Here is a 25,582-nt window from a genome sequence, read left to right as displayed (position 1 = left end):
GATGAACAACGCTGTCAATAAAGATCCTCTGCATGGTATCACTTTAAAAGCCATCCTGGAATATTTAGTCAACAAATATGGCTGGGAAGAATTGGGTGACACTATACGCATCAATTGCTTTATTGATAACCCCAGTATTAATTCTTCATTAAAATTTTTACGCAAAACAGAGTGGGCAAGAAAAAAAGTGGAAGCACTTTATATCGGTTCAATTGATGGTGGCTGGTGATATAAAATGACATGAGGGAAACTTATCCGGCTTCTTAAATTTTGCAAAAAAATTAAGCCCTTTTTTTATGTCTTTCCTTCTTTAAAACTTTTATAGGCACTCCGATTTTTAAACCAAAAGTTGTGCCTGTCGAATTTAATTCCATGTCATCAACCTTTCTATGTAATGACGGGTTTGAGTATGTCCCATATTCATAATTTACGTTTACTCTTAACATCCTTGTTAACCCTAAATCTGCATAAAGCTCAGAAATTAAAATTGTTTTCCCTTTGCCATTAATCCATTTAAAGCCAATCGCTGAAGACAGAAACAATCCTAATCCTTTTCGAACAAAGGATGTAGTATGCTGAGCATAATTATACATACCATCCCATCTTATAGTCTTGGCGATCAAAAATGAATCATAATAGTATTTAGCTCTGTTAAACCCAATGCCAGCCCCAAAAGTATAAAACCAATTTAAGTAATAATCGGATTTGTTTGTGTTGGCAAAAATATCTTTTTGAACTTGAAAAGTTAAAACCAACTGATCTATTCCATCTGAATGTTCAATTTTTCGGAAACCCAGGCTGGTATCCGAAAAATTAGTTTTAATATTAAAGTTCTCCCCTAATACAGATTCTTTTAATGAAATCTTAAATAAAGTCTTTGAGGGCATATAACATACATCAATAAACCAGGTTCCATTAAACTTGGGCTTTGTACTAAAATCAGATTCTTTGGGTGTTGCCTTTGAAAAATAGCTGTATTGGCCTACAAGACCAGGTACAATAAATAATTTCTGGCTTGTTACATTTTGTAAATAAAAAAAAGAAATTGTTATTAATATTTGTGTTTTAATCATACACATTATTTCTTAATATTACTTTAAAGGTAATACAAGTATCTAAGTCAATCTTAATCCCTGTGAGTAAAGTTTGCTGCATCTATAATTCAAACCTGCTACTTTAGATCGCTTTAATACCCTGAGACTATACGATATAGTCTTGAAGGATAAAAATCTGTTGATGTACAAGGGCTAATATTGTGCTTAATATAAAAGTTTGCCGATAAATCGTATTTCCTTAACGCCCTACTACCTTCATATGCCCGCCACCAGGTTTCATTTAATGTATACCCAAGTGAACATCCATTAAATGACTTCTGATTTATCCATTCTTTATTGCAATCATTAACTTTTACATATTTTACATTTATGTTGTATTTTAATATTGCTCTGTAAAAATGTGGAAAAGAATTTGGGTTGTAACTTCTATGACTCTCTTCTTTGGCCTGGAGTGAAAAAAAGAAAATAAATTTTTGGTAAACTACTTTATTCGACATTGCAAAGTATTCGCCATCTGGTGCTCTGTTCCAAATTTCAATGCCTTTATCTGTGTTTCTTGGTGCCCCACTACAATGCCTGAACAATCCATCTGTATTTACAGCAGACTGATAATTACTTGCAGCTAAAGTTCCATTTTCAATGCCTTCTAATATATCCATTGCATTATCCGTTTCATCATTAAATACCATGATACCATCTGCTTGTGTGTTGTTTGAAACTAATGCAGAGTATGCGTTTGGAACATTAACATCAATTACCAAAGCCTGACTATTTTCTAAATCGATTTTTACAAAAAATCTACTTAGAGTAAAAATCTTATCTGCATTCAAAATTTGCAATAAAAATTCTGGATAAATTGATTCTGTAGTATCATCTTTGGGCGATATTCCTAATTGTTTACCCAATGTTTGTAATGAAGTTGTTGCATTGACAATATCATTTCTATCTAAAGTATTGTCGGCATACTGCTCATATATCGCTAAAGAGGGAAATTTTAAAGTCCCATTAGAAATCGACAAATTTTGAGCGTTTGTTTTTATTAAAAATAATCCCAAAAATATTATTAGCGCTGATTTAAGTCTCATAAATGAAAGAGTAAAATTTTTTGTGAAGAAATTAATTTTTTATCAATACAAATCTTACCCAACCTTTTCATAATACCTATGCAAATACTTAATAAACCTATGTGAAGTTTGCATAAAGCAAGCCCTAAACGTGGAATGGAAGTAGAAAAAAAGTAATTATTCATTATTGGGGTTAGGCTGGCGCATTTGTGCAACTTTTTACTTTAATCAATCATCTACCAATAAGCTGGCATTCAAAACAAGTGCGTGAGTTTTCACTATTTAAATGAGAATTTATAATGAGTTTGGGCAAAAAACTAAAGGACATAAGAAAACAGCATCATTTATCACAGAGAGATATGAGCGAAAGGCTATTGATGGACCAATCTACCTATAGCAGATATGAAAACGATAAAAGCACGCTTACCCTAGATATTATTAACAGGATAGTTACCGAATTTAATGTAAGCTTAGATCATTTACTCCAATCCGAATCTAAAACAATAGTGATTGACCCAAAGACTTTAACTTACAACAATTTGGTACAAATGGATAATTATTATGCTGTACCCAAAAGTGTTATGGAAATCATGCTACAGCAACAGCAAAATATTACATTATTATTGCTCCAAATAGCTGAGAAAAACATTTGAAGAGATCGGCTTTCCAACCATTTTGTAAAAGCTTATTTTTAGCAGCTCAGATAGTGAATTGCTTATCACTTTCACATTTCTTTTTCCTCTCAAAAACCAACAGGTAAAATGCTAAAAACGCATTAAAAAAGGCGTTATTCGCTCTAAGCTATTTTTCCCCTAACTTTATTTTATAAACTAAACCTTATGCAGTCATCAACAAAAACCTTTGCCGGCATTGGCGCCGTGATTGTATGGCTTTCATTACTACTCCAATTGTATGTGGCTATACAAAACCGCATTGCAGGTATCCCCGAAACTATCGTTCGTTTTTTTAGCTACTTCACTGTGGAAAGCAATATTTTACTGGCGCTTTGTTTTACTATGGTGTATAAAAAAGGCATTACAGATAAAGGCAATTTTTTTGCAAGAGCTAACACACTTACTGCTGCTGCAGTATATATCTGTATTGTGGCGTTAACCTATAATTTAATACTGCGTTTTCAATGGGCACCAACTGGTTTAACCAGGGTTCCTGATGAATTGTTACATCTTATCATTCCGGTTATTTACCTGGTCTTCTGGTTTAAGTTTGTACCTAAGCAAAATATACAATGGTCAACTATTTTGCCATGGACAATTTTTCCTTTGGTGTACTTAGGATACTCTTTATTACGTGGCCCAATGGCGCAATGGTATCCTTATCCTTTTTTGGATGTGATAAAACTGGGCTATAGTAAAGTGCTTATCAATAGTGCAGGAGTATGCGCTGTGTTTGTTGCTTTTGCCGTTCTATTTATCGGCATTGCAAAAGCAATGAGCAAACGTTCTGCATAAAAAAGAGTAAATTGTATTTGAAATACAAAAATGGAAATACAAAAAGATATTCGCCTGGCTGTTTTAATTGATGCCGATAATGTGCCTTATAGCAATGTAAAAGGTGTGATGGAAGAAATTGCCAAATACGGCACACCCACTTTTAAAAGAATTTATGGCGACTGGACCAAACCTACTATCAGTGGCTGGAAAAATGTGTTATTGGAAAATGCTATTACCCCTATTCAGCAATACAGTTATACCAGCGGCAAAAACAGCAGCGACAGTGCTTTGATCATTGATGCCATGGATATTTTATACTCCGGTAAGGTAGATGGCTTTTGCATTGTAAGCAGTGATAGTGATTTTACAAGGCTGGCAACAAGATTAAGAGAAGCCGGCATGAAAGTGTTTGGCATTGGCCAAAAGAAAACACCCAATCCTTTTATTGTGGCTTGCGATAAATTCATTTACATGGAAATTATTCCTGCATTTGAAGCCGAACCTGAAGAGACCAGTACCACAAAAACAAAATCCGTTAATCCAAAACCCAAAGCTTTAGTAGATAAGCTGAATAAAGAAACGTTGAAATTGATTTCTCATACCATTAATGATCTGGCAGATGAAAACGGCTGGGCATTTTTAGGTGATGTAGGAAATTTAGTATTGAAAAAACAACCCAATTTCGATCCGAGGAATTATGGTTTTCAAAAACTAACACCATTGATAAAATCTTTACCACAATTTGAAATTGATAAAAGAGAAACGGATAAGGCGGGGATAAAGCTGGTGTATATCAGGAACAAAGAATCGTGAATAATTCCACAGAGATTCACGGAGGCTATCACAAAGATTCACAAAGTAAACTCAGTGTTTCTCTGTGTAACCTCTGAGCAACTCTGTGGCATACTCTTTTACGCTTGCTTCTCACGGCTCCCATCATACAATTCATACTCCAATAATCGGCAATCAATCTTACTCGTATAAAACTCAATTCTTCTTTTTGGTTTTAAGCCAATTTTTTTTGCCAGCTCTAAATTACCGGTGAAGATATAGCCCGTATACCCTTTACATTTCTTTTTTAAAAAATCACCCATGCGTTTGTACGTAATTTCCAGTTCTGCTTCCACACCTAAACGGTCACCATACTCAGGATTAAAATACACCACGCCGGCTTCGTTCTCTACCAGTTTTGTTTCTTCAAAATCACCCACACCAAATTCAATCATTTCTTCCACGCCTGCAATGCCGGCATTTATTTTTGAAATGCTTACTGCGTCTTCACTGATATCAGTGGCAATAATTTTCAGTTCTGGCACTTCAGTAACCTGCGCTTCTAATTTTGAAAACTCTTTTAAATAAAATTGTTCATCATAATTTACCAAATGCATAAAAGCATAATTGTGGCGCAATAAACCGGGTTTACGATTAGTCGCTAATAATGCCGCTTCAATAGCCACTGTTCCCGAGCCACACATGGGATTAATAAATGCAGATTTTCTATCCCAGCGGCTGGCTAATAAAGTTGCCGCAGCAAGGCTTTCCAGCATTGGCGCTTTACCGGGAATTTTTCTGTAGCCATGCTTGGATAAAGTTTCTCCTGAAGTATCAATAAATAATTCTGCAATACTTTCTTTCCAGTATAAATGAATTACCGTTTGATTTAATTCCGGCCCGCTGTTGGGGCGTTGCCCTGTTTTATTTCTGAAACGATCAACAATAGCATCTTTCACTTTTACATTGGCAAATAAATTATTGGTGATGGTTTCATTATCTACATTGCTGGTGATAGAAAAATAACCTTCCGCAGGAATAATATCTTCCCATTCAAAATCTAATAAGGTTTTGTACAAAGCATCCGCATTAAAAGCAGTAAACTCTTTTACAGAAAACAATACCTGGCTGGCGCAACGCAAATTCAGGTTCAGCTTGATACAATCGTGTAAAGTACCACTTAACTCCACCCCTGTTTTAAAAATACGTACAGGTTTTAATCCTAATGCTTCAATTTCCTTTTGTAAATGTGGCGAAAGACGATTGCTGCAGGTAACAATTATACGGCTGGTAGTTTCAAAAATTTGCATGCTGCAAACTTAAAACTTATAACTTAGAACTTATAACTTTGCTTTTATGCTAACAATCAGTAACCGGGGCTTACAAATGCCCGCCTCTCCCATTCGTAAACTGGTGCCTTATGCCGAAGCGGCTAAAAAGAAAGGTACCAAAGTGTATCATTTAAACATCGGCCAGCCCGATATTGAAACACCCAAACAATGCCTGGATGCAGTGCGCCATGCCGATTTTAAAGTATTGGAATACAGCCATAGTGCAGGCAATGAAAGCTACCGCAAAAAACTAACGCAGTATTATAAAAAAGTAGGCATTAATGTAACAGCAGAACAGATCATCATAACGACTGGTGGAAGTGAAGCCATCATCTTTGGTTTTATGGCTTGTATGGATGCAGGCGATGAAGTAATTATTCCCGAGCCATTTTATGCTAACTACAATGGCTTTGCTGTAGAAGCCGGTGTAATTGTAAAACCCATTACTTCGTCTATTGAAAATGGTTTTGCATTACCTCCCATTGAAGATTTTGAAAAAGCCATCACTGCAAAAACAAAAGCGATTGTTATCTGCAACCCTAATAATCCAACAGGGTATTTATATAGCGCTGCAGAAATGGAAGTATTGAAGCAGATCATCCTCAAACACAATTTGTATTTATTTGCTGATGAAGCTTACCGTGAATTTTGTTACGAAGGCACACATACGAGTGCGATGCACTTAACCGGTGTGGATGACAACGTAGTGTTGATGGATACTATAAGCAAACGCTATAGCGCCTGCGGCGGACGCATTGGTGCATTTGTAACAAAAAACACCGCTTTACTTGGTGCTGCAATGAAATTAGCACAGGCAAGATTAAGCCCGCCATCATTTGCACAAATTTTAGGCGAAGCAGCTGTTGATTTACCGGATGATTATTTTGATACCACCAAAGCAGAATATAAATTACGCAGGGATACCATTGTAAAAAGATTGAATGCTATCCCCGGGGTATTTTGTCCTAACCCTGGTGGTGCATTTTATGCCATGGCTAAATTACCGATTGATGATAGTGATACCTTCTGCCAATGGTTATTGGAATCTTTTAGTTACAACGGGCAAACAGTAATGCTGGCACCTGCTACGGGTTTTTATGGCACGCCGGGTTTAGGCAAACAGGAAGTGCGTTTGGCATATGTATTAAATACCACAGCAATTAATGCGGCAATGGATTGTTTAGAGAAAGCATTGGAAGAATATCCCGGAAGAGTATAAATAATACACCATAAAATATTTTATAAATCCCTGCAAAATTGCGGGGATTTCTTTTATAAAATTTTTCGCCAATGCAGTAAGGGCTCAAAGATCACCTTTCAGAAAGCATTGCAATTGTTGATAAGTCTTATTAAAATAAAACCTGATTCAGTTGCATTTTAACAAAAGACTTTCTATTTTGTATGTAAATAAAAATTTATATTATGGGTGTACCTAGCAGCTTCTCCGGATCTTTTGATCACCATCTGATTCCCGAAAGAGATTTTAATATAAATCCCGATATTAGCGGCGAGCTTGGCAGCAAACTTAGTGGCGGCATCGATGCAAAACACAGTGGCAGCCTTGAAACTAAAGTTAGTGGCCTGTTAACAACAGACAGCGTTTTAAAACTTAAAGGCGATGCTAAAGAACCTGTAGCTACGGATAGTAAAATAGAAATTCTGAATTTACCCCGGTTTACCCTGCAGGATATTAAAGACATGCAGAAAGTAAGGGTACGCATACCTAATTATTCCAACATTTGTTTTAAAGCATTTGGTATAGAGATGTTCAACATTTGCCTGAGTGGCGAAAGCCAGGTAATTACCGAGCCCTACATACCCACCGCCGCCGAACGCTGCGAAACAGATTGCTGCGAACCTGATACACGCCCTTTTCCTGAACCAAAAGAAAAAACCCACGGTTAAGAAGTAATTGTAGTTCACCATAAATTTTTAAGCCATGCTCACCATTACCAGTAAGGAATTCCACGAAAAACTCAGCGTGGGTAATGATGAAATTATTCTTAATGGCCCGCCGGGAAATTTAAGAGGCCATGTTAACCTGCGTAATAACCACGAAGATGCCGTAAGAATTAAAACGCTTGAGCTTATACCTGTAAAACAAAACAGCGGTGCATATAAAACTGATATGCCCTTGCAGATTTCCTGCAGGTTAGCGCCGGGTGAAGAAAGAACGGAAAGAATTTTACACCGCATCAATCCACAAACACCACCAGGCACTTATGAAAGCACTTTAAATGTTGGTGGCAAGGCACGGGCAGTAAAAATGATTGTGCAGCCTCATATTGATATCAGTATTTATCCCGGCGATTTTACTTTTCAGGATACCACACCGGGCAAAACACATACTGCTGTTTTTACGCTTACTAATATGGGTAATATGCCCTTCCAGGTACCCGATATAAAACATGTTGCGGCGCTTGATATGGATATGCTTTGCAAAGCTTTTGGCATTGGTTTCAGAGAAAAAAATGCGGAAACCTATAACCAGGTGATGGATGCTATTACAAAAAATGTACGCAATAATTTAACCGATTGGGCAAGAGCAACTATTGAAGAAAAGGGAGAGATCATTGCTCCCGGTGCAAGCAAATTAATACATCTGGATATTACTTTACCTGCCAATTGCGATGCTGCAAATGACTACAATGGTAGTGTACGTTTTTGGGATAAAGAAATCACTTACTCCGTTAAAGCACACAACGACAAAAAAATTAAATAATTTTTTATGGCTAATAATTTAAACTTAGATGGCATACAGAAAATTTTAGGAGAAAGTATGCAAAGCCTTACCGATTCGTCTCTATCAATGTTAAAGCCGGTGATTGATGGCATGATGAGTAATGTAAACGATATGAGTAAATCTGTTTATGGTAATGGCGGTACTTTTAAAATGCCTCAAATAAAAATACCTCAGCTAAAATTACAGGATAGCTGTAACTGCTGCCCGCCGGAAGAGAATTGTCCTCCGCATTGTATTGCAAGCATTAAACGTTGTGCTATGGTGGGAGAAAGGATCATTGTACCATTTATGATAAAAAACACCTGCAGCCATACCAAAACATTTCGTGTTGGCGTAAGAGAATTGAATGATGAAAATGGCACTCTTGCACCTGAACAACCTAAACTAAATAAGACCAGCGTTACCTTAACTCCGGGCCGCAGCGAGCAGGTATTGCTAATGCTGGACCTTGCAAAATTTGCCAATGGCAGTACTTATACTACCGAAATTGTAATGCGTGAAAAAGATATCAATCAGAATATTTGTTTTACACTGGTAATTGATGATCATAACGCAATTACAGCAGAACCCAAAGACGAACAACAATACAAACTGAAATGGCAAAGCTGGAAAACACATTTTTATTGTGAGCCTAAAAGAAATATTGCAGGCACCAATGTTTTAACTAACACCGCTACCCCGGTAAACAAATAAATTATGAGCGAGGAAAAATCAGGCGTAACAAAAGATATTGAAGAACTGGTAAATAAAACAATTGAAGCCAACAGATTTTTTTTAAGTGAAGGCGCAAACATTTTTAAGCAATTCACTTCTCAAAGTAATAATACAAAACCTGCTGGCTTTGTTCAACCCGAAGCCTTAACCAATGCTTTTAATGCCTACCTGAAACTTAATTTACAGCATGCTAAAAACCTGATTGATCTTGGTGTGGGCATTGCCAAACAAAGCATTACAAAAGATACTGTTCCGGGTGAAGCAACCGAACCCGACATTGCAACCCCTGCATTTATATTAAAAGCGGAAACAATTGCAGGTGACAAAGCTAATCTTCAATTTGTATTGGATAACGTAAAAACTGATGTTGTAATCTGCCAATTGGTAAATACGGATTATACATTTGAAAACGATACTACAGTACAGAAAAAATTCACTACTATTTTTAATCCGCAATCTTTTGAATTAAAACCAGGTGGCGTACAAACTGTAAAAATTGAAATTGCTACAGATAAAACTGCTGGCCCCGGCACTTATATCAGCAATGTACAGGTAAAGGGTTTTGAACCTGCTTTTTTTTCGATACAGCTTACTTTAAAAGAAAACAAACCGCAACAGAAAGGTAATGGCAGAAAACAAACAAAATAGCACAGGCAAAAAAAAAGGTGCAACACTTACCGATAACTTATTTGATTTGCTTAACCCCGATAATGTATTAGGCAATGCACAACGTGTGATCAGCAGTGCGGTAAATGTATTGGAAGAAGAAATTGCTGCAGGTATTTTAGCGGCAAAAAGAATTGAAAAAAAAGTAATTGATACCGATAGTTTAAAAAGTGACCCTGATGACCTGATGAATCGTATACGCAGGGATACCCATGAGGCCATCGATATTTTCCTGGATGCTTTTGCTGCATTAAGTAAACAGGTTGGTATATTGAATACCACACTTACAAAAAATAATACTGCCGAAGCAACAACAGCAACTAAATCAACCAATGCTGCTGCCAATGTATTTACTGTAATTGAAGCCGATGCCCCTGCCAAAGCCGGGCAAACAATAAAATTATCTATGAGCATTGGCAACACAGCTACAAAGGAAACTGTGAAAGTGCAGTTGGTTAAAAATAATCTGACGGGCAATGGCACCCAAAAAATTCTTTCCCGGTATATAACACTTACACCGGCTACATTTAATTTAAAACCGGGAGAAGAAAAAGAAGTTACCATCATTGTAAAATTACCTGCAGCTGTAAAGGCCGGCCGTTATTGCTCTTTAATTACCGATGCCAATAACACTTTAGTAAAAACTGTTTTTGAAATTACAGTAACCGCATAAAGCCATACCTATGCATGAGACATTGATGAAAGAAATGTTGGCAGAATATGGAGCAGATACCCTTAAAGGCATAAAGCATTTTATCCCCAGCAAAGAACCCCGGAAATATTTATACGATCTTATCCACGATTACCCGGAACGTGGCGGCAAATGGTTCCGGCCGGGCTTGTGCATTGCAGCGTGTAAGGCTTATGGTGGTTCGTTACAATTAGCGCTGAACAGTGCCGTTACGCTGGAATTATTACACAATGCTTTTTTAATTCATGATGATGTGGAAGACGAAAGTTTTTACCGCCGCAATAAACCCACCATGCATGAATACAACAACAGGGCTATTGCCATCAACGTTGGCGATGCTATGAATGTGCTGGCGCTTTACCCGCTTTTTAAAAACAAAGAAATTGTTGGCCCGAAAATTTCTGAAAAAATATTTACTGAAGTACAGCATATGGTTTTAGAAAGTGTGGAAGGACAAGCGCTTGAACTGGGCTGGCGCAAGGATAATATCTGTACACTCATAGAAAAAGATTACCTGCGGATGATCTTAAAAAAAACCTGTTGGTATACCTGTATGCATCCATTAAGAATTGGTGCCATCATTGGTACCAGTGGAAAAATTGATCCGGATATTTTTAACCGGCTCGGGTATTTTATGGGTACTGCATTTCAAATTCAGGATGATGTGTTGAATCTTGTTGCTGAAGAAAAAAAATACGGTAAAGAAATTGGTGGTGATATCATGGAAGGCAAACGAACCCTGATGCTGATACATCTTTTAGAAAACTGCAACAAAACTGAACTAGAAAAAATTCAGCAATACCTGGCTTTACCTATAAAAGAAAGAAGTACTGACACTGCCGCATGGATATTGCAACTCATGCATAAATATCATTCTATTGAACATGGAAAAAAAACTGCCAAGTATATGGCTGGTGGTGCGTTAAAAGAATTCTACACTGTTTTTTCCGGGCTGAAAGATTCAAAGGACAAAAAATTGATTGAAAGTATTATTCTTTACATGATAAACAGGGATTACTGATCATGATCACCATCAAAGCAATACAAAAATACGATTGTGATGTGCTTATTGCCGGTGGCGGACCTGCAGGTAGTGGCCTTGCGTATCATCTTGCCAAAGCAGGATTAAAAGTAATTGTTGCAGAAGCAGAAAAATTTCCCCGTGATAAAGTTTGCGGCGATGGGGTAAGCCCTATTGCATTAAAAGAATTGCACGCCATGGGTATTACCAATACCGAAAAGTTTGCCAAAGCAAATGAGATTAATAAAGTAGGGCTGTTTATAAAAAACGATGAAGTATTTATTGACCTGTCTAAACCTGAGCATTTACCTTTTCATGCAAGAATAATACCACGTATAGAGTTGGATAACTGGATTTATGAAGCAGCAAAAAAAGCCGGTGCTGCTTATATCGAAAATGCAAGGGTTACCAGTTACGGGATAAATGAAAATGCTGTTGTAGCACAATTAAAGCAGCAGCAAAAAACTATTACTATTAAATCAAAAATAATTGTTGGTGCGGATGGCAGCAGGAGTGCAATAGCCCGGCAAATGCATGGGGTACAACCTTCAGACGAATTTCAATTACTAGGATTACGTGCTTATTACGAAAATGTAAATGGCCCTTCAGACAGGGTGGATATTTATTTCAGCGATAAAGTTTTTCCCGGCATATTCTGGATGTTTCCTAAAGCACCTCATGGCGCCAATATTGGCATGGCAATGATAAGCCAGACATTACCCAACAAACCGCAACAGGTTCGTGAAATGCTTGCAGAGCACATCAATCAAAATCCTGAAATAAAAAAACGTATTGGCAATGGAACCATTGAAGGGAAGATTGAAGGCTGGCCAATAAAATTTTATAACCCTGATATTCCCATCAGCGGCAACCGTATATTATTAGTGGGTGATGCGGCAGGATTAATTAATCCGCTTAGCGGTGACGGTATTCAATATGCTTTGTTAAGTGCCCGATGGGCTGCAGAAGCTTTGCAAACCTGTTTTGCAAAAAATGATTTTTCTGCAGTTGCAATGAATACCTACAGCCAAAAAGTAAACCAGGAACAGGGTTATGATTTTGCCTTGTCGAATTTATTAGTACAATTTCCCCGTAATAAAACTTTATCACCGGTATGGATGAAATTATTATCGGTAATTATTTCCTGTGCTAAAGAAGATAAAAATTATGCCGACACTATTGCCGGAATTTTTGAAGGCACCTACCCTTCTCATAAAGCGCTCAACAGTGCATTCATTTTAAAATCAATTACGCAGGGAGGAAAAGATATTGCAAAAACATTGGAGCATATTTTAAAAGATCCCCAACAAATGCTAAGTGGTGGAACAGAAGTATCCAACTTTATAGTTTCGTTAATTGATGAAATTAAAAACAACCCTGCTGTGCATGGCCGCTGGTTATTACGGACTGCTGCAAAAACATTTTCTGTTGCAGGGCATGTAGTAAAAAATATGAAGAAAACTTAACGCTTACTCACTTCTACCGTCCATTCGCTACCACTATACACTTTATGCACTGCAGAAAAATTATCCATGTTCAATGCAAAAGATACCTGCAGCAAACTGTTTAGATACAATAATGGTTTGCCTTTTGCCACCGCACCAAAAGTTGAAGCGTAAGGCATATTGCCTTCGTATTTTTTTATTTTATGCTGATAAATTACCACGTGCAGATCATCACCCACTTTTGCATCCAGCTGTTTAAAAATATCTGCAGGAATATTGGTCCATATATTTCCATACTGGATATCTAAAATAGCGATCGTGCCTTTTACTTTTTTATTTTCTGCTGTTGCTTTCTGATAAGGAATGCTCACTACTTCATCAGGTAATAATTTCCCCACCTGTTCAAAACTGATTACCCCTGCGGCTAACCTTGCAGCAGTATATGCATATACATCACGGCCATGAAAAGTATAAGATTTTTCTGAACCTTTTCTCCTGTTCACTGCTTCATCAATTTCTCTTATAGCTGCAATACCTTCTGATGCGGCAATTAAAGTAAGCGTTCCATTATCCGGCGTAACAATAAAATGCCCGGCTTTTGTTTTTAGTACAACGGATTTTCTATCCGTTCCCACACCAGGGTCAACAACAGAAACAAACACGGTACCTGCCGGCCAGTACTGCACGGTTTGTTCCAAGCGATATGCCGCTTCCCAGATATTGTAAGCCGGAATTTCGTGGGTAAGATCAAATAACTTAAGGCTGCTGTCCACTCCCATGGCTACACCTTTCATTGCGGATACGGCACCATCTTTTACTCCAAAATCTGATTGAAAGACAACAATTTTATTTTGGGCTGATAAAATATTTGAAAATAGTGTAAGGCTAATTGTTAGTATAAAACGGTAAAAATATTGTTTCGGCATTGTTTGATGCAACCCTTTATTTAAATTATTCATCTCTTTAATATATATATTATTTCAAGTTTATTAATCAATTCTATAATACAAATTAAGGTAAATATTTGAATCGTTATCTAAAAATACTTCCTTAATAATTTAAAAATGAAACACAAATATTATTTAACATTACTAAAAGATTTTTATATCTAACAAATCTCTTAGTAAGAATATATTTGAAATTTTATCTAATTATATCGCATGCTAAAACTAATTTTATATTTTGTTCTAATTACAATGCCATTTATCGGATTTGCGCAAACAGAAAGAATTATTACAGACAGGCCAGGTAAAACAAACACTGCTTTTACAGTTCCCAAAAAATGGATACAATCAGAAATTGGATTTCTTAAAGAAGTTGATAAATTTTCGCCTCCATATCGGGACATATATTTTCAGCATCCATCACTACTAACAAAATATGGATTAGGTAAAAGACTGGAACTAAGAATAAAAACTGAGTGGGGCACAATTAAAAATGAAGCTTCAAACTTAACTCAAATTAGAACAGGGATTACCAATGTTGAGGTGGGTGGAATGGTTAACCTGTTTAATGAAAAAGGAATTATACCTAAAACGTCATTTATAGCAAACTATAATTTTCACAGTTTGCGAACTACCAACAATGATTCTATTGATGGTGCAAATTTGCGTTTTGCCTTTCATCATACTATTTCGGAAACCATATCGCTTAATTACAATATTGGCTTGGAGTGGGAAAGATTCGGTGATGCTCCTGCATACATTTATACCATTTCCCCTAAATTTAATATTGATGATAATTGGGAAGCTTATATTGAAGCTTTTGGTTTTATCTGGAAGAATAATAAACCACAAAATAGTATTGATGGCGGTATCGCTTATTATGTCAATAATAATTTTAAAGTGGATGCTTCTGCAGGATTTGGATTAAACAAAGAAGCGCCTGATATTTTTTTTACCGTAGGCGCTTCTTTCCGTTTTAAAACCAACAATAAATAATTAAAACTTTATTGCTTAATAAATCTACAACTCCTATAAAAAAGATAGTTTATGCTATTAAAAATTAAGAACCAGCTTAGTAAATAATTTCATGCCATTAAAACCCATCTGTACACTATCCCAGGGGCCGCCACTTTCATTATCACCAGCCCAGCCTTTTGCTAAAGGATTAACGCCAAGGTTAGGATGCACATTAAGTATATTATCGGCGCCAATAAAAATGGTAGCCTGGTTACAAAATTTATAGGAAGCAAAAAGATCCGTTACTAACTTTCCTTTGTAATCAAATACTTCAGGCACATAAGTACCGTTGGCATCAGAAGGCACCATCGGATTGATACCAGAGTTATATGGATTATCAGGCGTGGAATCTCCAAAGCCCAATAACTTAATACCACCAAAATAAGTAAGGTGTGTGCCAAAACCCAGCTTACCGCAACCATACTCCAGGTTTAAATTAAATTTCGCTTTTGGTGCTGATGCTTTTAAGAATGCAATTTCTCTGTCACTGTAAAAAGTATTTTTGTTCAGTGTGGTAGTACTTAATGCAGCCGGTACATTTATCTTGTCCAATTTTATATCCTGAAAATTACCTGCCAGTAATATTTTAAAACTATGATTAGCCCATTTTTTAGTATAATCCGCCACCACATCTGCACCGTAATTAGTAGTATTAACTGCATTGGTAAAAAATTGTGCAGTAGACACACCTAAGGCTGCTAACTGATCATTGAAACTTTGTGGTAAAGAAGGATCTCCCTGGCTGAACAAACCTGATAATACTACCCTGTCTTTTACTTTTATCATGTACCCGTCTACGGTAACAGTAAAGCCACTCACAGGTTTCCATGCAAAACCAAGACTGGCATTTAATGAAGTTTCTTCCTTCAGGTCAGGAATGCCAATTGATTTGGTAATGGGATCGCCATTGCGTAAAACACGTGACTGCACCAGTTGCCCGTTACTAAAAGAAGTAAGCGTATTACTGAAATTAATTTGTTGTAAAGAAGGTGCCCTGAAACCCGTACTTACTGAACCTCTTAAATTAAAATTATCAGCCACTTTGTAACGGGTAGCAAATTTAAAAGTAGCTACCGAACCAAAATCAGAATAGGTTTCTAAACGCACCGCACCATCAACCAGCCATTTATCAGTAACATTTAATTCAGCATCTCCATAAGCACTGAAGTTGTAACGCCTTGCGTCAACTACGTCAGCAGGACTGAAGCCGGGAAACCCCTGTGCACCAGGCGCAAGATCATAACTGTTAGGGTAAGCCGCATAAGAGGCTTCTTCTCCTTTATTGATAGTATATTTTTCGTTACGGTATTCAAATCCGTAACCGATATTTAATCCCTGTGCAACAGTTTTAAATGATTTGCTCAGGTCAACATTTAAAGTAGCCTGCCTGAACCTGAATCCACCATCGAGGAAATAAGTTTTTTCTGTATTGCCTATTAATGAAGCATTAAAAGTTTTATCTCCGAAATATTGAAAGTCATTTTTTCCATTGGTAAGACTCACATCCCAGTTCCAGTTTTTTGTACTGATACCCCTGAAGCCTAAAGCAATAGAGGCATCATTGATATTAGTGCCGATATGAGGATTGTAATAAGTTTCTCCGTCATTAGATACTCTCATTATACCGGGTACAAATATCGGGGCGCCACCTGCACTTGTAGGAAAGCGTTTGGGTTTAGCGCTTAAATTTCTTGAGTAGGCAAATGCATCCGATTCTTTTTGGTTAACGCTACCAAAAGAATAGAACACTGTTTTTGTATCTTTTACAGGTATCTCCATATTGTACATGGTGCCGTATGTTTTTACAGAACCATCACCGAATGCCCTGCGGCCGCTATTGATATAAGGTAAAGCGTATTTATCCGTTTGCCAGTTGGTGGTATCTACCTGGCGATAAGTTTTATTTTGTGTTAAATAATCCAGTGAAAAATTAATAAAGCCGCCGTTTTTACCTAACCCAAAGCCATTATTTGCAGAGAAGGTAAATGTGCCGCCATCAATTTTGTTGCCGGAATAATACTGGTTGCCTTCATTAAATTTTGAAGTATTGAATTTGTTATCATAGTAACCTGCCCAGCCGGTATTGATCGTCCAGTGATTGATATCTTTTTTTAGAATGATATTCATTACACCCGCCATGGCATCACTACCATATTGTGCTGAAGCACCATCACGTAATATTTCAATCCTGTCTACTGCGTTTTGTGGAAATGCATTCAGGTCAGACCCCGATGCACCTCTGCCCCTTGTACCAAATAATGCAACAAAGGCGGTAGAGTGGCGGCGTTTTCCATTAATTAAAACCAACGTCTGATCAGGGCCAAGGCCACGCAATGTACCAAGGTCAACATGATCCGCTCCATCTGCTCCGCTTTGTTTATTGTAGTTAAATGATGGTGCCGTCATATTTAAAACTGAAGTAAGATCCATTTTTGCAGTAGGTAATCCGGCCTGGTTTATTTTGATCACATCAACAGGAACAGCAGTTTCTGTTTTTGCTCTTGCGGCACCACGTGTACCTATTACCACTATATCACCCAGGTCAAGAGAAGCCACTTCAAGAAAAACAGTGATTTCATTTGAGCCGTTAAGTTTTACTAACTGAGGTTTATAACCAACGCTGGTTACTTCCAAAACATCAGATGCTTTAACCTGGATGATAAAAACACCATCGTTGTTGGTAGAAGCGCCTTTGCCGGTTGATTTTACAACTACTGATGCACTGGTTACAGGATCCCCTGTTTTTACATCTTTCACTTTAACCGTTACTGTTTGTTGTGCAAACAAAAGGTAGCTGCTGAAAATTAAGGATACTGTCAATAATAATTGTCTCATAATAACATGGTTTTGGTTGATAAAAAGCGGGATAACAAGCAGGCAGTAAAACTAATAAAATAAATTGAGTAATTAAAACAACTGCGTTTAGCTGGTTGTTCGAATAACAGTTGGGTAACAAAAAACCGTCCCCAACAAGTTAGGGACGGTTACAATTAATATTACTTAAAGAAATCTATGCCTCTTTACCGTGACAGTTTTTATATTTCTTGCCACTACCACATGGACATTGATCATTACGGCCCGGCATTTTCTCTACTTTTACCGGTGCTTGCTTCACGCCTTCAGAAGGATCGTAATAATCTTTTTCATTAGCTGCATAATCTTCACCTGCTGCATCAATCTCTGCTTTGTTAGCACGCATTTTACTAAGGTCAGTCTTTTGTTCACGACCTTCTCTTAAATTACCCGGCTGTTGTTGTTCCATTGGTATACCGCAATGGCAAAGGAAGCTTACGATATTTTTATTCACCTCATCATCCATTTGCTTAAATGCACTAAAGGCTTCTATCTTATATATCACCAATGGGTCTTTTTGTTCGTAGCCGGCGGTCTGTACACTGTGTCGCAGGTCATCCATAGCTCGTAAATGCTCTTTCCATGCATCATCAATTAAAGCTAAAGTGATGCTGCGTTCCAGGGCATCATTCAATTCCCTTCCGTTGCTGGCCAAATATTTATCGAGGTTTGCTAATGCCTGTATACCTTTTTTACCATCTGTAAACGGTACCTGTACATTTTCAATATGCGTGCCTTGTTCTTTACGTATGTTTTTAATGATGGGCAAAGTCTGCTCAATCATTGCATCTGTTTTACGGCGGTATTGTGTTATCGCCTCAGTGTACAAACGTTCAGTTAAGCTGTTAGCATCATCCTTACCTAATTCTTCTGCAGTAATAGTGGTATCAATACCAAAGTTTACAATAGCAGCTAATTTAAAACCATCATGATCATTGCCTTCTTTAAATGAATTGATCAAACCATCTGCAACAGAATAAAATGCATTATCCAGGTCAAGCGCTAAACGTTCTCCAAACAATGCATGGTTACGTTTGCCATACACCACATTACGCTGCTTATTCATTACATCATCATATTCCAGCAACCGTTTCCTTATACCAAAGTTATTTTCCTCAACTTTTTTCTGTGCTCTTTCAATTGATTTAGAGATCATGCTGTGCTGAATCACTTCACCTTCCTTGTACCCCATCCTGTCCATTAATCCTGCAATACGTTCGCTGCCAAACATACGCATAAGGTCATCTTCTAAACTTACAAAGAACTGACTGCTACCCGGATCACCCTGGCGGCCTGCACGGCCACGCAACTGCCTGTCTACACGACGGCTTTCGTGACGCTCCGTACCTAATATTGCCAAACCACCTGCTTCTTTAACGCCGGGGCCTAATTTAATATCGGTACCACGACCGGCCATGTTAGTAGCAATAGTAACAGCACCTGCAAAACCTGCTTCGGCAACCACTTGTGCTTCCTTGGCATGTTGTTTTGCATTCAATACATTATGTGGAATATTTTTTTGTTTCAGCATCCTCGCCAGCAATTCACTCACTTCCACTGATGTGGTACCCACTAAACAAGGCCTTCCTTCTATACGTAATTTTTCAATGGCATCAATTACAGCTTTATATTTTTCACGCTTGGTTTTATACACCAGGTCCTGTTCATCTTTTCGTATAGCCTTTACGTTAGTAGGAATGGTTACCACATCTAATTTATAAATGCTCCACAATTCTGCTGCTTCTGTTTCGGCAGTACCGGTCATACCACAAAGTTTGTGATACATACGGAAGTAATTCTGTAAAGTAACGGTTGCGTAGGTTTGAGTAGATGCTTCGATCTTTACATTTTCTTTTGCTTCCAGTGCCTGGTGCAAGCCATCACTGTAACGACGGCCTTCCATAATACGGCCTGTTTGTTCATCTACAATTTTTACCGCATCATCAATAATTACATACTCCACATCTTTATCAAATAAAGTGTAGGCTTTTAATAATTGCTGTACAGTATGTATACGATCAACTTTTACAGAGTAATCATTCAGTAATGCTTCTTTGCTGTGTAATTTATCCTCGGCACTAACATCACTTTTTTCAATATCAGCTAATTTGGTAGAGATATCCGGAACGATAAAGAAATTGGGATCTTCTCCTGCTCTTGTAATTAATTGAATGCCTTTATCAGTAAGATCTACCTGGTTATTTTTTTCGTCGATATTAAAAAATAATTCTTCGTCAACCTTAGGCATTTGTTTTTGCTGGTCGGCTAAATAGTAGTTTTCACTCTTCTGCAATTTTACCCTTATACCTGGTTCACTTAAAAATTTAATCAATGCACCATTCTTTGGTAAACCACGATGTGCTCTCATCAAAGCCAGGCCGCCATCTTTAGGATCATCATTACCTTCACCAATTTTTTTCTTGGCTTCAATCAGGTATTGGTTAACCGCTTTACGTTGTGCGTCTAATAGTTTTTCAATACGTGGTTTAAGATCAAAAAACTGTTGGGTATTATCGCTATGGCCAACAGGGCCACTAATGATCAAAGGTGTACGGGCATCATCGATCAATACACTATCCACCTCATCCACCATGGCAAAGTGTGGTTTGCGCTGCACCATTTCATCGGGTGTATGCACCATATTATCCCTCAGGTAATCAAAACCAAATTCGTTGTTAGTACCATACGTAATATCGGCATTGTAGGCGTTGCGCCTTGCATCAGTATTAGGTTCATGTTTATCAATACAATCCACACGTAAGCCCAGCCATTCAAAAATTGGCCCGTTCCATTCACTATCCCTTCTTGCCAGATAATCATTTACGGTTACTATATGTACACCCTCGCCTGCCAACGCATTCAGGTAGGCTGGCAAAGTACTTACCAGCGTTTTACCTTCACCCGTTGCCATTTCGGCAATTTTACCGGAGTGCAATACCGTACCACCTATCAGCTGCACATCGTAATGCACCATGTTCCAGGTTACTGCGCCACCACCGGCTGTCCACGTATTTTTATGAATAGCTTTATCGCCGGCTATTGTTACCTGGTCTTTTTTTACCGCTAAATCCCTGTCTAAATCAGTAGCTGTACTTTCCAGTGTTTCATTTTCTTTAAAGCGACGGCTGGTTTCTTTTACTACAGCAAAAGCTTCGGGTAATAATTGCTCCAGAATTTCTTCAATCTGCTTATCTCTTGTTTTTTTCAGTTCATCTATTTCTTTGTAGATGATATCCCTGTTGTTGATTTCTGCAACGGGCAATTCTTCTGCCGCCTGTTTTTTATCGGCAATGGTTTTGTCGATTACAGTAAGATGAGCAGCGATGCGCTGTTTAAATTCAGCAGTTTTGCCACGCAATTCATCATTACTTAATGATTGGTATTGCGCAAAAAAACCATTGATCTTATCTACCTGTGGGGTAATTTTTTTTACGTCTTTCTCACTCTTACTGCCGCCAAATAGTTTTGAAATAATGCCTAACATAAAATTCAGTGTTGTTGGGTATTGTATAAATAATTAATTATAAAGATTATTGTGTTGTCAAATATGGTGCTGAAAACAGAATTAAAGCCAAATTGACAGCAATTGTCCCCGGTTTAATGAGGGTGGCAAAGGTAGCAAATAGTTTGGGTTTGGAGGTTTTGAGTTTAGAGGTTTAGCAGTTGAGGGGTTTAGAGTTCAGTGGTTTAGGGTTTTGTTAACTAACTTTTTTATAAAACAGGGCATAAAGCAAAAATTCACCGATATGTTTAAAAGTAAACCAGCACCCGTTTTAATTGCAGTTGTTTTTGCATTAACAGCCTGCAGCAGCAACGAAATAGGCGATAGTAAAGATGTGGCGCAGGATAAAATTTACCAGGGATATTCTATCAGTTATACTGAAGGTAATACTAATACAGAAATATATTGCCAGTTCAGGTTTGCCGGCAAGAATGGCACAACGCTGGTATTAAATAGCCCCAGCCAGGTGCAATTTGACGGAGAAAAGTTACCTGTAGACAGTAGTGCCGGCGGAGGGGCTTATTACAGGACTTATAAACCTGCCGCAAATTTTGTGGGCAAACACACACTTACTTTCACCACTACCGACAATAAAAAACTGGAAAATGATTTTGCATTCGATAATTTTAAACTGGTAAATGTACCGGCCACCATTTCTAAAAAACAATCTTTTAACCTGAATTTTGAAACTACAACCTTGCAAGGTGATGATTATATTGAAGTAAGTACCAATAATACCGATAGTAGCTTTAGTGTAACACATAACGCTGCAGATAAAAGCAATGCTATTGTGATACCTACTAAAGAATTGAAACGCCAAAAAACCAAGACATTAACACTGGAAGCAACTTTATACCGCAGCATTCCGCTACAACAAAGTACTGCCGAAGGTGGAAAGATAACGATCAGTTATGCTTTAAAACCTGTAACTATCCAACTTAACAACTAAACCTATTTTTACTTCGTATGTTAGGTAACAAAACCTGGCTATGAAGAAAATATTTTTATCCTTCTGTTTTTTTATAATCGCTTACGTTGTTGGCGCACAAAACACAACATTATTATCTTTTGAAAAAAAACGTGTTGCCGCCGATAAAACAGGCATGACTGTTTTAGGAAGTTGGGCTGCTGCAAATATGCTGGTAAGTACAATAGCCTTAAATAGCAGCAATAGAGAAGCTCATTATTTTAATGAGATGAATATTATATGGAACGGATTTAATCTTTCCCTTGCCACGATTGGTTATTTGCATGCAAGAAAAAGCAGTTTTACCAATAGTAATTTAACGGATGTATTAAAACACCAAAATAAAACTGAGAAAACATTTTTATTTAATGCCGGGCTTGATGTGGCTTATGTAACCGGAGGTGCTTTGTTAAAAGAAAGAAGCAGGCGCAAAACAGATCCTTCAAGATTAACAGGTTACGGAAACGCTGTGATGGTTAATGGCAGCTTTTTATTTTTGTTTGACCTCGCCATGTATTTAGTACATCGTCAACACGGTAAGCAACTGAACAATTTTACCAACAAATTACAGGTAACAGGAACCGGTGCAGAAGCGGCAATTATTTATACTTTTTGAAATCGTTTTTTATTCATTACAAAAAATAAAATTACTGCTACTGCTGGTAAAATAATAAATACAATGGCTGTTAGCCAGCTATTATTGAAACCGTTGATTATAATTTTTTTTTCGCTGATTAAATAAACCGGCAAGCCGGCTAAAGCTACAGATGTACCCAGGCTTAAAGCCGTGGCTGTTGCAGGATATAATGGCAGGCTCCTGCTCATTAACAATAGTGTTATAGGTACGCTGCTTTGCAAACAGGCAATACCAAACGCCAGTGCGTAAACATTCTCTTTACCAAATTGAAACAGCAACAATGCAATGGGTAGTGTGATATACACAAATTTTTTCCAGCCCATTTTATCAGCTACAAAACCACCGATTATTTTTCCGAGGAATGCACTGATGCCAATAATAAGAATACCATTTTCATAATCATGTGCCACATGATTGATGATATCAAAAATAAAAGAGCGGAAACACATGATGAGTAAAATACTCAGCATGATAAAATCGTGTGCATCCAGTTCGCTTTGCTTTTTTTCTGGTGTTTCATAGACCGGTAAATTATTTTTCCAGATCATTATACCAACTATTATAATAGCAACTATCACAAAACACAAACTATACATTGAAAACATTCCCAAAGCGCCACCGATAGTTAAGCCCAAAACCCCAGGTGCTGTAAACAATGCCAGTGGACCTGTTTTATTTTCATGCACTTGTAAACATACAGCCCCGCCGGTTACATGTACAAAGGCAGATGCAATACCCGAGAAAATAATGCCCGTTTCTGCATTAATAAAAAACAACAGCATTGATGCCGGTAATAAAATAAGCGAAGCTGCTGCAAATGGTTTGATTTGTTTTGTATAATCTAACCAAAAACCAACAGGTAGCTGACCGCCAAAACCAATGATAGAATAAATAACGATAAATAAAAAACTATTGGAAGCATTATGATGATAGGTATAGCTGGCAAGTATAAAGCCTGCAGCAAAATCGTTGAGGCCGTGGAGTAAACCCCAGAGGGCAGGTTGATAGTTGACAGTTGATGGTTGATGTTTTGTCAGCATTTATCTATATATAATTATTCAGTATCAATCCTATCCCATAGCTCATGGCGTTTGCCATAAAACCGAGTGCCAGTGCCTTTTTCCAGCTGCATTGCATTAATAAATAGTAGCCGATGCTTTCTGTTATGGCTACGCCAATTTCTAAAATATTAATATTGATGCTGGTGTAAAAAAGTAAAATATGCAATACCGGCCAGGTAAAAAGATTTAATAGAAACCCGATCAGCAAAGCAAATTTTCTCTCCTTTTTAAAAAAAAATAATACAATAGGTAACTCAATCACTAATGTTACTGCAAAATAAAACCAGGCTCCCATTATTTGTTTTTGTTTTTATTCTTCCGCTTAATAAAAACCCAGATCAGCAATATTAAAGCTGCTGCCGGAAGAATGATAAATACAAAAGACAAAGCAGCCATTACTCCCAGGTTAGGACCATCTAATAAAGTAAGGAGTATTTTCATTTGGCTTTTCTTCTTTTTTTGATCCACATAAAAATACCCACAATGGCTGCAATAGCTACTAAAGCCATTATGGTGAGTACAATAATATCCCTGCCATTTCTTTGCAGCCAGGGTTCCTCCACCACATCCAGGAAATACTGTTTCATCTTTTACATTTACCGGTGAAACTAATGCTAAATCATCAAAATGGCAATACCCATTTACACGGATAAAAGATTTGAAGTTGTTATGGCGTGCATTTATTTCTGGTTACTTTTCAAAAAGGAAATTTGTTTTTTTAATTCAGTAAGTTCTTCTTTTAACCTTGCAATCAGATCCAGGTATGCTTCTTTTTCGGAGCTATTATTTTTGCCTGTAAAATCCTGTAGTAATAATTTTTCCTTTATAGAAGTTCCATCTTCAATGATAAGGGCGGGTTCAAAATTTTCAAAATAAGCAGCTGTAATATCCAATAAGGCAATTATGGTTTTAATATCCTCATCGGGTATGTGCTTTTGCTTATTCTCTAAATAACTGTACTGTGTTTGAGAAATACCAAGTTTTGCAGCCATATAGCTTTGGCTATAGTTACGAATTTCCCTGAGCTTTTTAATTTTTGCTCCTGCTGTTGCCATAGTGTTAGTGATTTGGGTATTGCTAAAGTATTAAAATACTTTAATAACATAATAACTAAATTTTCTACACATCATTTCATTACTATATAATTTCAATTTTAACAAAACTGGCTAAGCCTTTCTCCACTTTCAAAGTAAAGGCAAAATAAAAAATTAAATTATGAAACTGACTGCATTGGCATTAATTATTTCTTTTATTAGTTTTTCTTCATTTAAATCTAATAATACTGAACCAACTCTGCATGAGTCTAAAGTATACGTAGGAAAAAATATTTTTCAAGTAACTACAAAAGAAAAAATGGATAACTGGCTTAAGGAATCAACAAAAGATCCTGCGAAAGCAAAAATCATTAACTTCATATTAAAAAAACATGGTGAATTGGCGTCTAGTGTTTGCCTTGGAGGTTGGAATTCTGAGGAAACATACTGTTTGGATAAGAATGAAAAAAAATCACTCTGTACTGTCAATCAGTTGCCCAAATTTATACTTCCTGTACTTTCTCAATGGTGGTGTTTGTACGATTGTGAAACAGGAGAAATTTTAACAGCATGGTGGAGTACGGCGTATTAATTATTAACTTTTATACCCCCTAT

General features: G+C 37.2%; 27 protein-coding genes. 16 read left to right on the top strand and 11 right to left on the bottom strand.

The features are described 5' to 3' along the window. Position 1: 1 nt before the first annotated feature. Complete coding sequence (locus ACQ334_RS02585) at positions 2-229, top strand: VF530 family DNA-binding protein (protein ID WP_430986598.1); 228 nt, start codon at positions 2-4, stop codon at positions 227-229. Positions 230-281: 52 nt separating this feature from the next. On the opposite strand, the gene ACQ334_RS02580 is transcribed toward ACQ334_RS02585, so the two are convergent. Beyond that, positions 282-1,073 (bottom strand): hypothetical protein, encoded by a 792-nt coding sequence (locus ACQ334_RS02580; RefSeq protein WP_430986597.1) that lies wholly within the window; start codon positions 1,071-1,073, stop codon positions 282-284. A 113-nt stretch (positions 1,074-1,186) separates the two neighbouring features. Next, positions 1,187-2,140 carry a hypothetical protein gene (locus ACQ334_RS02575; protein WP_430986596.1) on the bottom strand — a complete coding sequence of 318 codons (954 nt, stop codon included), beginning with the start codon at positions 2,138-2,140 and terminating at the stop codon, positions 1,187-1,189. Positions 2,141-2,418: 278 nt separating this feature from the next. Here ACQ334_RS02575 and ACQ334_RS02570 point away from each other — a divergent pair, with 278 nt between their 5' ends. The 3 genes from ACQ334_RS02570 (at position 2,419) to ACQ334_RS02560 (ending at position 4,383) form a co-directional block, all read left to right on the top strand. Next, positions 2,419-2,772 (top strand): helix-turn-helix domain-containing protein, encoded by a 354-nt coding sequence (locus ACQ334_RS02570; protein ID WP_430986595.1) that lies wholly within the window; start codon positions 2,419-2,421, stop codon positions 2,770-2,772. 186 nt (positions 2,773-2,958) lie between these two features. Beyond that, positions 2,959-3,588: a Pr6Pr family membrane protein gene (locus ACQ334_RS02565; protein ID WP_430986594.1), complete on the top strand. Its 630-nt coding sequence runs from the start codon at positions 2,959-2,961 to the stop codon at positions 3,586-3,588. A gap of 30 nt (positions 3,589-3,618) precedes the next feature. Further along, on the top strand, positions 3,619-4,383 hold the full coding sequence (locus ACQ334_RS02560; RefSeq protein WP_430986593.1) for an NYN domain-containing protein: 765 nt from the start codon (positions 3,619-3,621) through the stop codon (positions 4,381-4,383). A 98-nt stretch (positions 4,384-4,481) separates the two neighbouring features. Here the strand turns inward: ACQ334_RS02560 and ACQ334_RS02555 are convergent, their stop codons facing one another. Beyond that, on the bottom strand, positions 4,482-5,651 hold the full coding sequence (locus ACQ334_RS02555; RefSeq protein ID WP_430986592.1) for a THUMP domain-containing class I SAM-dependent RNA methyltransferase: 1,170 nt from the start codon (positions 5,649-5,651) through the stop codon (positions 4,482-4,484). A 46-nt stretch (positions 5,652-5,697) separates the two neighbouring features. Between ACQ334_RS02555 and ACQ334_RS02550 the strand changes: the two genes are divergently transcribed. The 8 genes from ACQ334_RS02550 to ACQ334_RS02515 all read left to right on the top strand — a co-directional run bounded on the left by ACQ334_RS02550 (position 5,698) and on the right by ACQ334_RS02515 (position 12,973). Then, a complete protein-coding gene (locus ACQ334_RS02550; RefSeq protein ID WP_430986591.1) occupies positions 5,698-6,891 on the top strand; it encodes a pyridoxal phosphate-dependent aminotransferase in 1,194 nt (397 codons plus the stop codon). Positions 6,892-7,094: 203 nt separating this feature from the next. Next, positions 7,095-7,577 (top strand): hypothetical protein, encoded by a 483-nt coding sequence (locus ACQ334_RS02545; RefSeq protein WP_430986590.1) that lies wholly within the window; start codon positions 7,095-7,097, stop codon positions 7,575-7,577. Positions 7,578-7,611: 34 nt separating this feature from the next. Further along, positions 7,612-8,394, top strand: a complete 783-nt coding sequence (locus tag ACQ334_RS02540) for a hypothetical protein (protein WP_430986589.1) — start codon at positions 7,612-7,614, stop codon at positions 8,392-8,394. A gap of 6 nt (positions 8,395-8,400) precedes the next feature. Beyond that, positions 8,401-9,108 (top strand): hypothetical protein, encoded by a 708-nt coding sequence (locus tag ACQ334_RS02535; protein WP_430986588.1) that lies wholly within the window; start codon positions 8,401-8,403, stop codon positions 9,106-9,108. A 3-nt stretch (positions 9,109-9,111) separates the two neighbouring features. Continuing rightward, entirely contained in the window at positions 9,112-9,777 is a 666-nt protein-coding gene (locus tag ACQ334_RS02530; RefSeq protein ID WP_430986587.1) for a hypothetical protein, read from the top strand. Further along, on the top strand, positions 9,755-10,468 hold the full coding sequence (locus tag ACQ334_RS02525; protein WP_430986586.1) for a hypothetical protein: 714 nt from the start codon (positions 9,755-9,757) through the stop codon (positions 10,466-10,468). Before ACQ334_RS02530 ends, ACQ334_RS02525 begins: the two co-directional genes overlap by 23 nt. A 10-nt stretch (positions 10,469-10,478) precedes the next feature. Continuing rightward, a complete protein-coding gene (locus tag ACQ334_RS02520; RefSeq protein WP_430986585.1) occupies positions 10,479-11,507 on the top strand; it encodes a polyprenyl synthetase family protein in 1,029 nt (342 codons plus the stop codon). A gap of 2 nt (positions 11,508-11,509) precedes the next feature. Then, positions 11,510-12,973: a geranylgeranyl reductase family protein gene (locus tag ACQ334_RS02515; RefSeq protein WP_430986584.1), complete on the top strand. Its 1,464-nt coding sequence runs from the start codon at positions 11,510-11,512 to the stop codon at positions 12,971-12,973. Here the strand turns inward: ACQ334_RS02515 and ACQ334_RS02510 are convergent. Further along, positions 12,970-13,878 (bottom strand): SAM hydrolase/SAM-dependent halogenase family protein, encoded by a 909-nt coding sequence (locus ACQ334_RS02510; protein WP_430986583.1) that lies wholly within the window; start codon positions 13,876-13,878, stop codon positions 12,970-12,972. The two genes, ACQ334_RS02515 and ACQ334_RS02510, sit on opposite strands and share 4 nt — an antisense overlap. Positions 13,879-14,112: 234 nt before the next feature. On the opposite strand from ACQ334_RS02510, the gene ACQ334_RS02505 reads away from it, so the two are divergent. Beyond that, positions 14,113-14,892, top strand: a complete 780-nt coding sequence (locus tag ACQ334_RS02505; RefSeq protein ID WP_430986582.1) for a transporter — start codon at positions 14,113-14,115, stop codon at positions 14,890-14,892. Positions 14,893-14,949: 57 nt separating this feature from the next. Here the strand turns inward: ACQ334_RS02505 and ACQ334_RS02500 are convergent, their stop codons facing one another. Further along, complete coding sequence (locus ACQ334_RS02500) at positions 14,950-17,748, bottom strand: TonB-dependent receptor (RefSeq protein ID WP_430986581.1); 2,799 nt, start codon at positions 17,746-17,748, stop codon at positions 14,950-14,952. Positions 17,749-17,923: 175 nt separating this feature from the next. Beyond that, positions 17,924-21,250, bottom strand: a complete 3,327-nt coding sequence (gene secA / locus ACQ334_RS02495) for a preprotein translocase subunit SecA (protein ID WP_430986580.1) — start codon at positions 21,248-21,250, stop codon at positions 17,924-17,926. A gap of 262 nt (positions 21,251-21,512) precedes the next feature. Between secA and ACQ334_RS02490 the strand changes: the two genes are divergently transcribed. Beyond that, positions 21,513-22,217, top strand: a complete 705-nt coding sequence (locus ACQ334_RS02490) for a hypothetical protein (protein WP_430986579.1) — start codon at positions 21,513-21,515, stop codon at positions 22,215-22,217. A gap of 40 nt (positions 22,218-22,257) precedes the next feature. Further along, positions 22,258-22,851, top strand: coding sequence for a DUF6992 family protein (locus ACQ334_RS02485; protein ID WP_430986578.1), 594 nt, complete (start codon positions 22,258-22,260; stop codon positions 22,849-22,851). Here the strand turns inward: ACQ334_RS02485 and ACQ334_RS02480 are convergent. From ACQ334_RS02480 to ACQ334_RS02460, 5 genes are all read right to left on the bottom strand, one after another. Next, the gene (locus ACQ334_RS02480; protein WP_430986577.1) at positions 22,839-23,912 is read right to left on the bottom strand and encodes an MFS transporter; all 1,074 of its coding nucleotides are present in this window, start codon (positions 23,910-23,912) and stop codon (positions 22,839-22,841) included. The two genes, ACQ334_RS02485 and ACQ334_RS02480, sit on opposite strands and share 13 nt — an antisense overlap. A gap of 4 nt (positions 23,913-23,916) precedes the next feature. Further along, entirely contained in the window at positions 23,917-24,228 is a 312-nt protein-coding gene (locus tag ACQ334_RS02475) for a hypothetical protein (protein WP_430986576.1), read from the bottom strand. Then, a complete protein-coding gene (locus tag ACQ334_RS02470) occupies positions 24,228-24,374 on the bottom strand; it encodes a hypothetical protein (protein WP_430986575.1) in 147 nt (48 codons plus the stop codon). The genes ACQ334_RS02475 and ACQ334_RS02470 overlap by 1 nt, the downstream gene beginning before the upstream one ends. Beyond that, a complete protein-coding gene (locus tag ACQ334_RS02465) occupies positions 24,371-24,520 on the bottom strand; it encodes a hypothetical protein (protein WP_430986574.1) in 150 nt (49 codons plus the stop codon). The genes ACQ334_RS02470 and ACQ334_RS02465 overlap by 4 nt, the downstream gene beginning before the upstream one ends. A 93-nt stretch (positions 24,521-24,613) precedes the next feature. After that, positions 24,614-24,988 carry a helix-turn-helix domain-containing protein gene (locus ACQ334_RS02460; RefSeq protein WP_430986573.1) on the bottom strand — a complete coding sequence of 125 codons (375 nt, stop codon included), beginning with the start codon at positions 24,986-24,988 and terminating at the stop codon, positions 24,614-24,616. Between the two features lie 160 nt (positions 24,989-25,148). On the opposite strand from ACQ334_RS02460, the gene ACQ334_RS02455 reads away from it, so the two are divergent. Continuing rightward, positions 25,149-25,559, top strand: coding sequence for a hypothetical protein (locus ACQ334_RS02455; protein WP_430986572.1), 411 nt, complete (start codon positions 25,149-25,151; stop codon positions 25,557-25,559). Positions 25,560-25,582 lie beyond the last annotated feature (23 nt).

This window comes from Ferruginibacter sp. SUN106, from assembly GCF_050611765.1.
In the GTDB taxonomy this organism is placed as follows: Bacteria; Bacteroidota; Bacteroidia; order Chitinophagales; family Chitinophagaceae; genus Ferruginibacter.
This window is presented reverse-complemented; position numbering and strand designations above follow the sequence as displayed.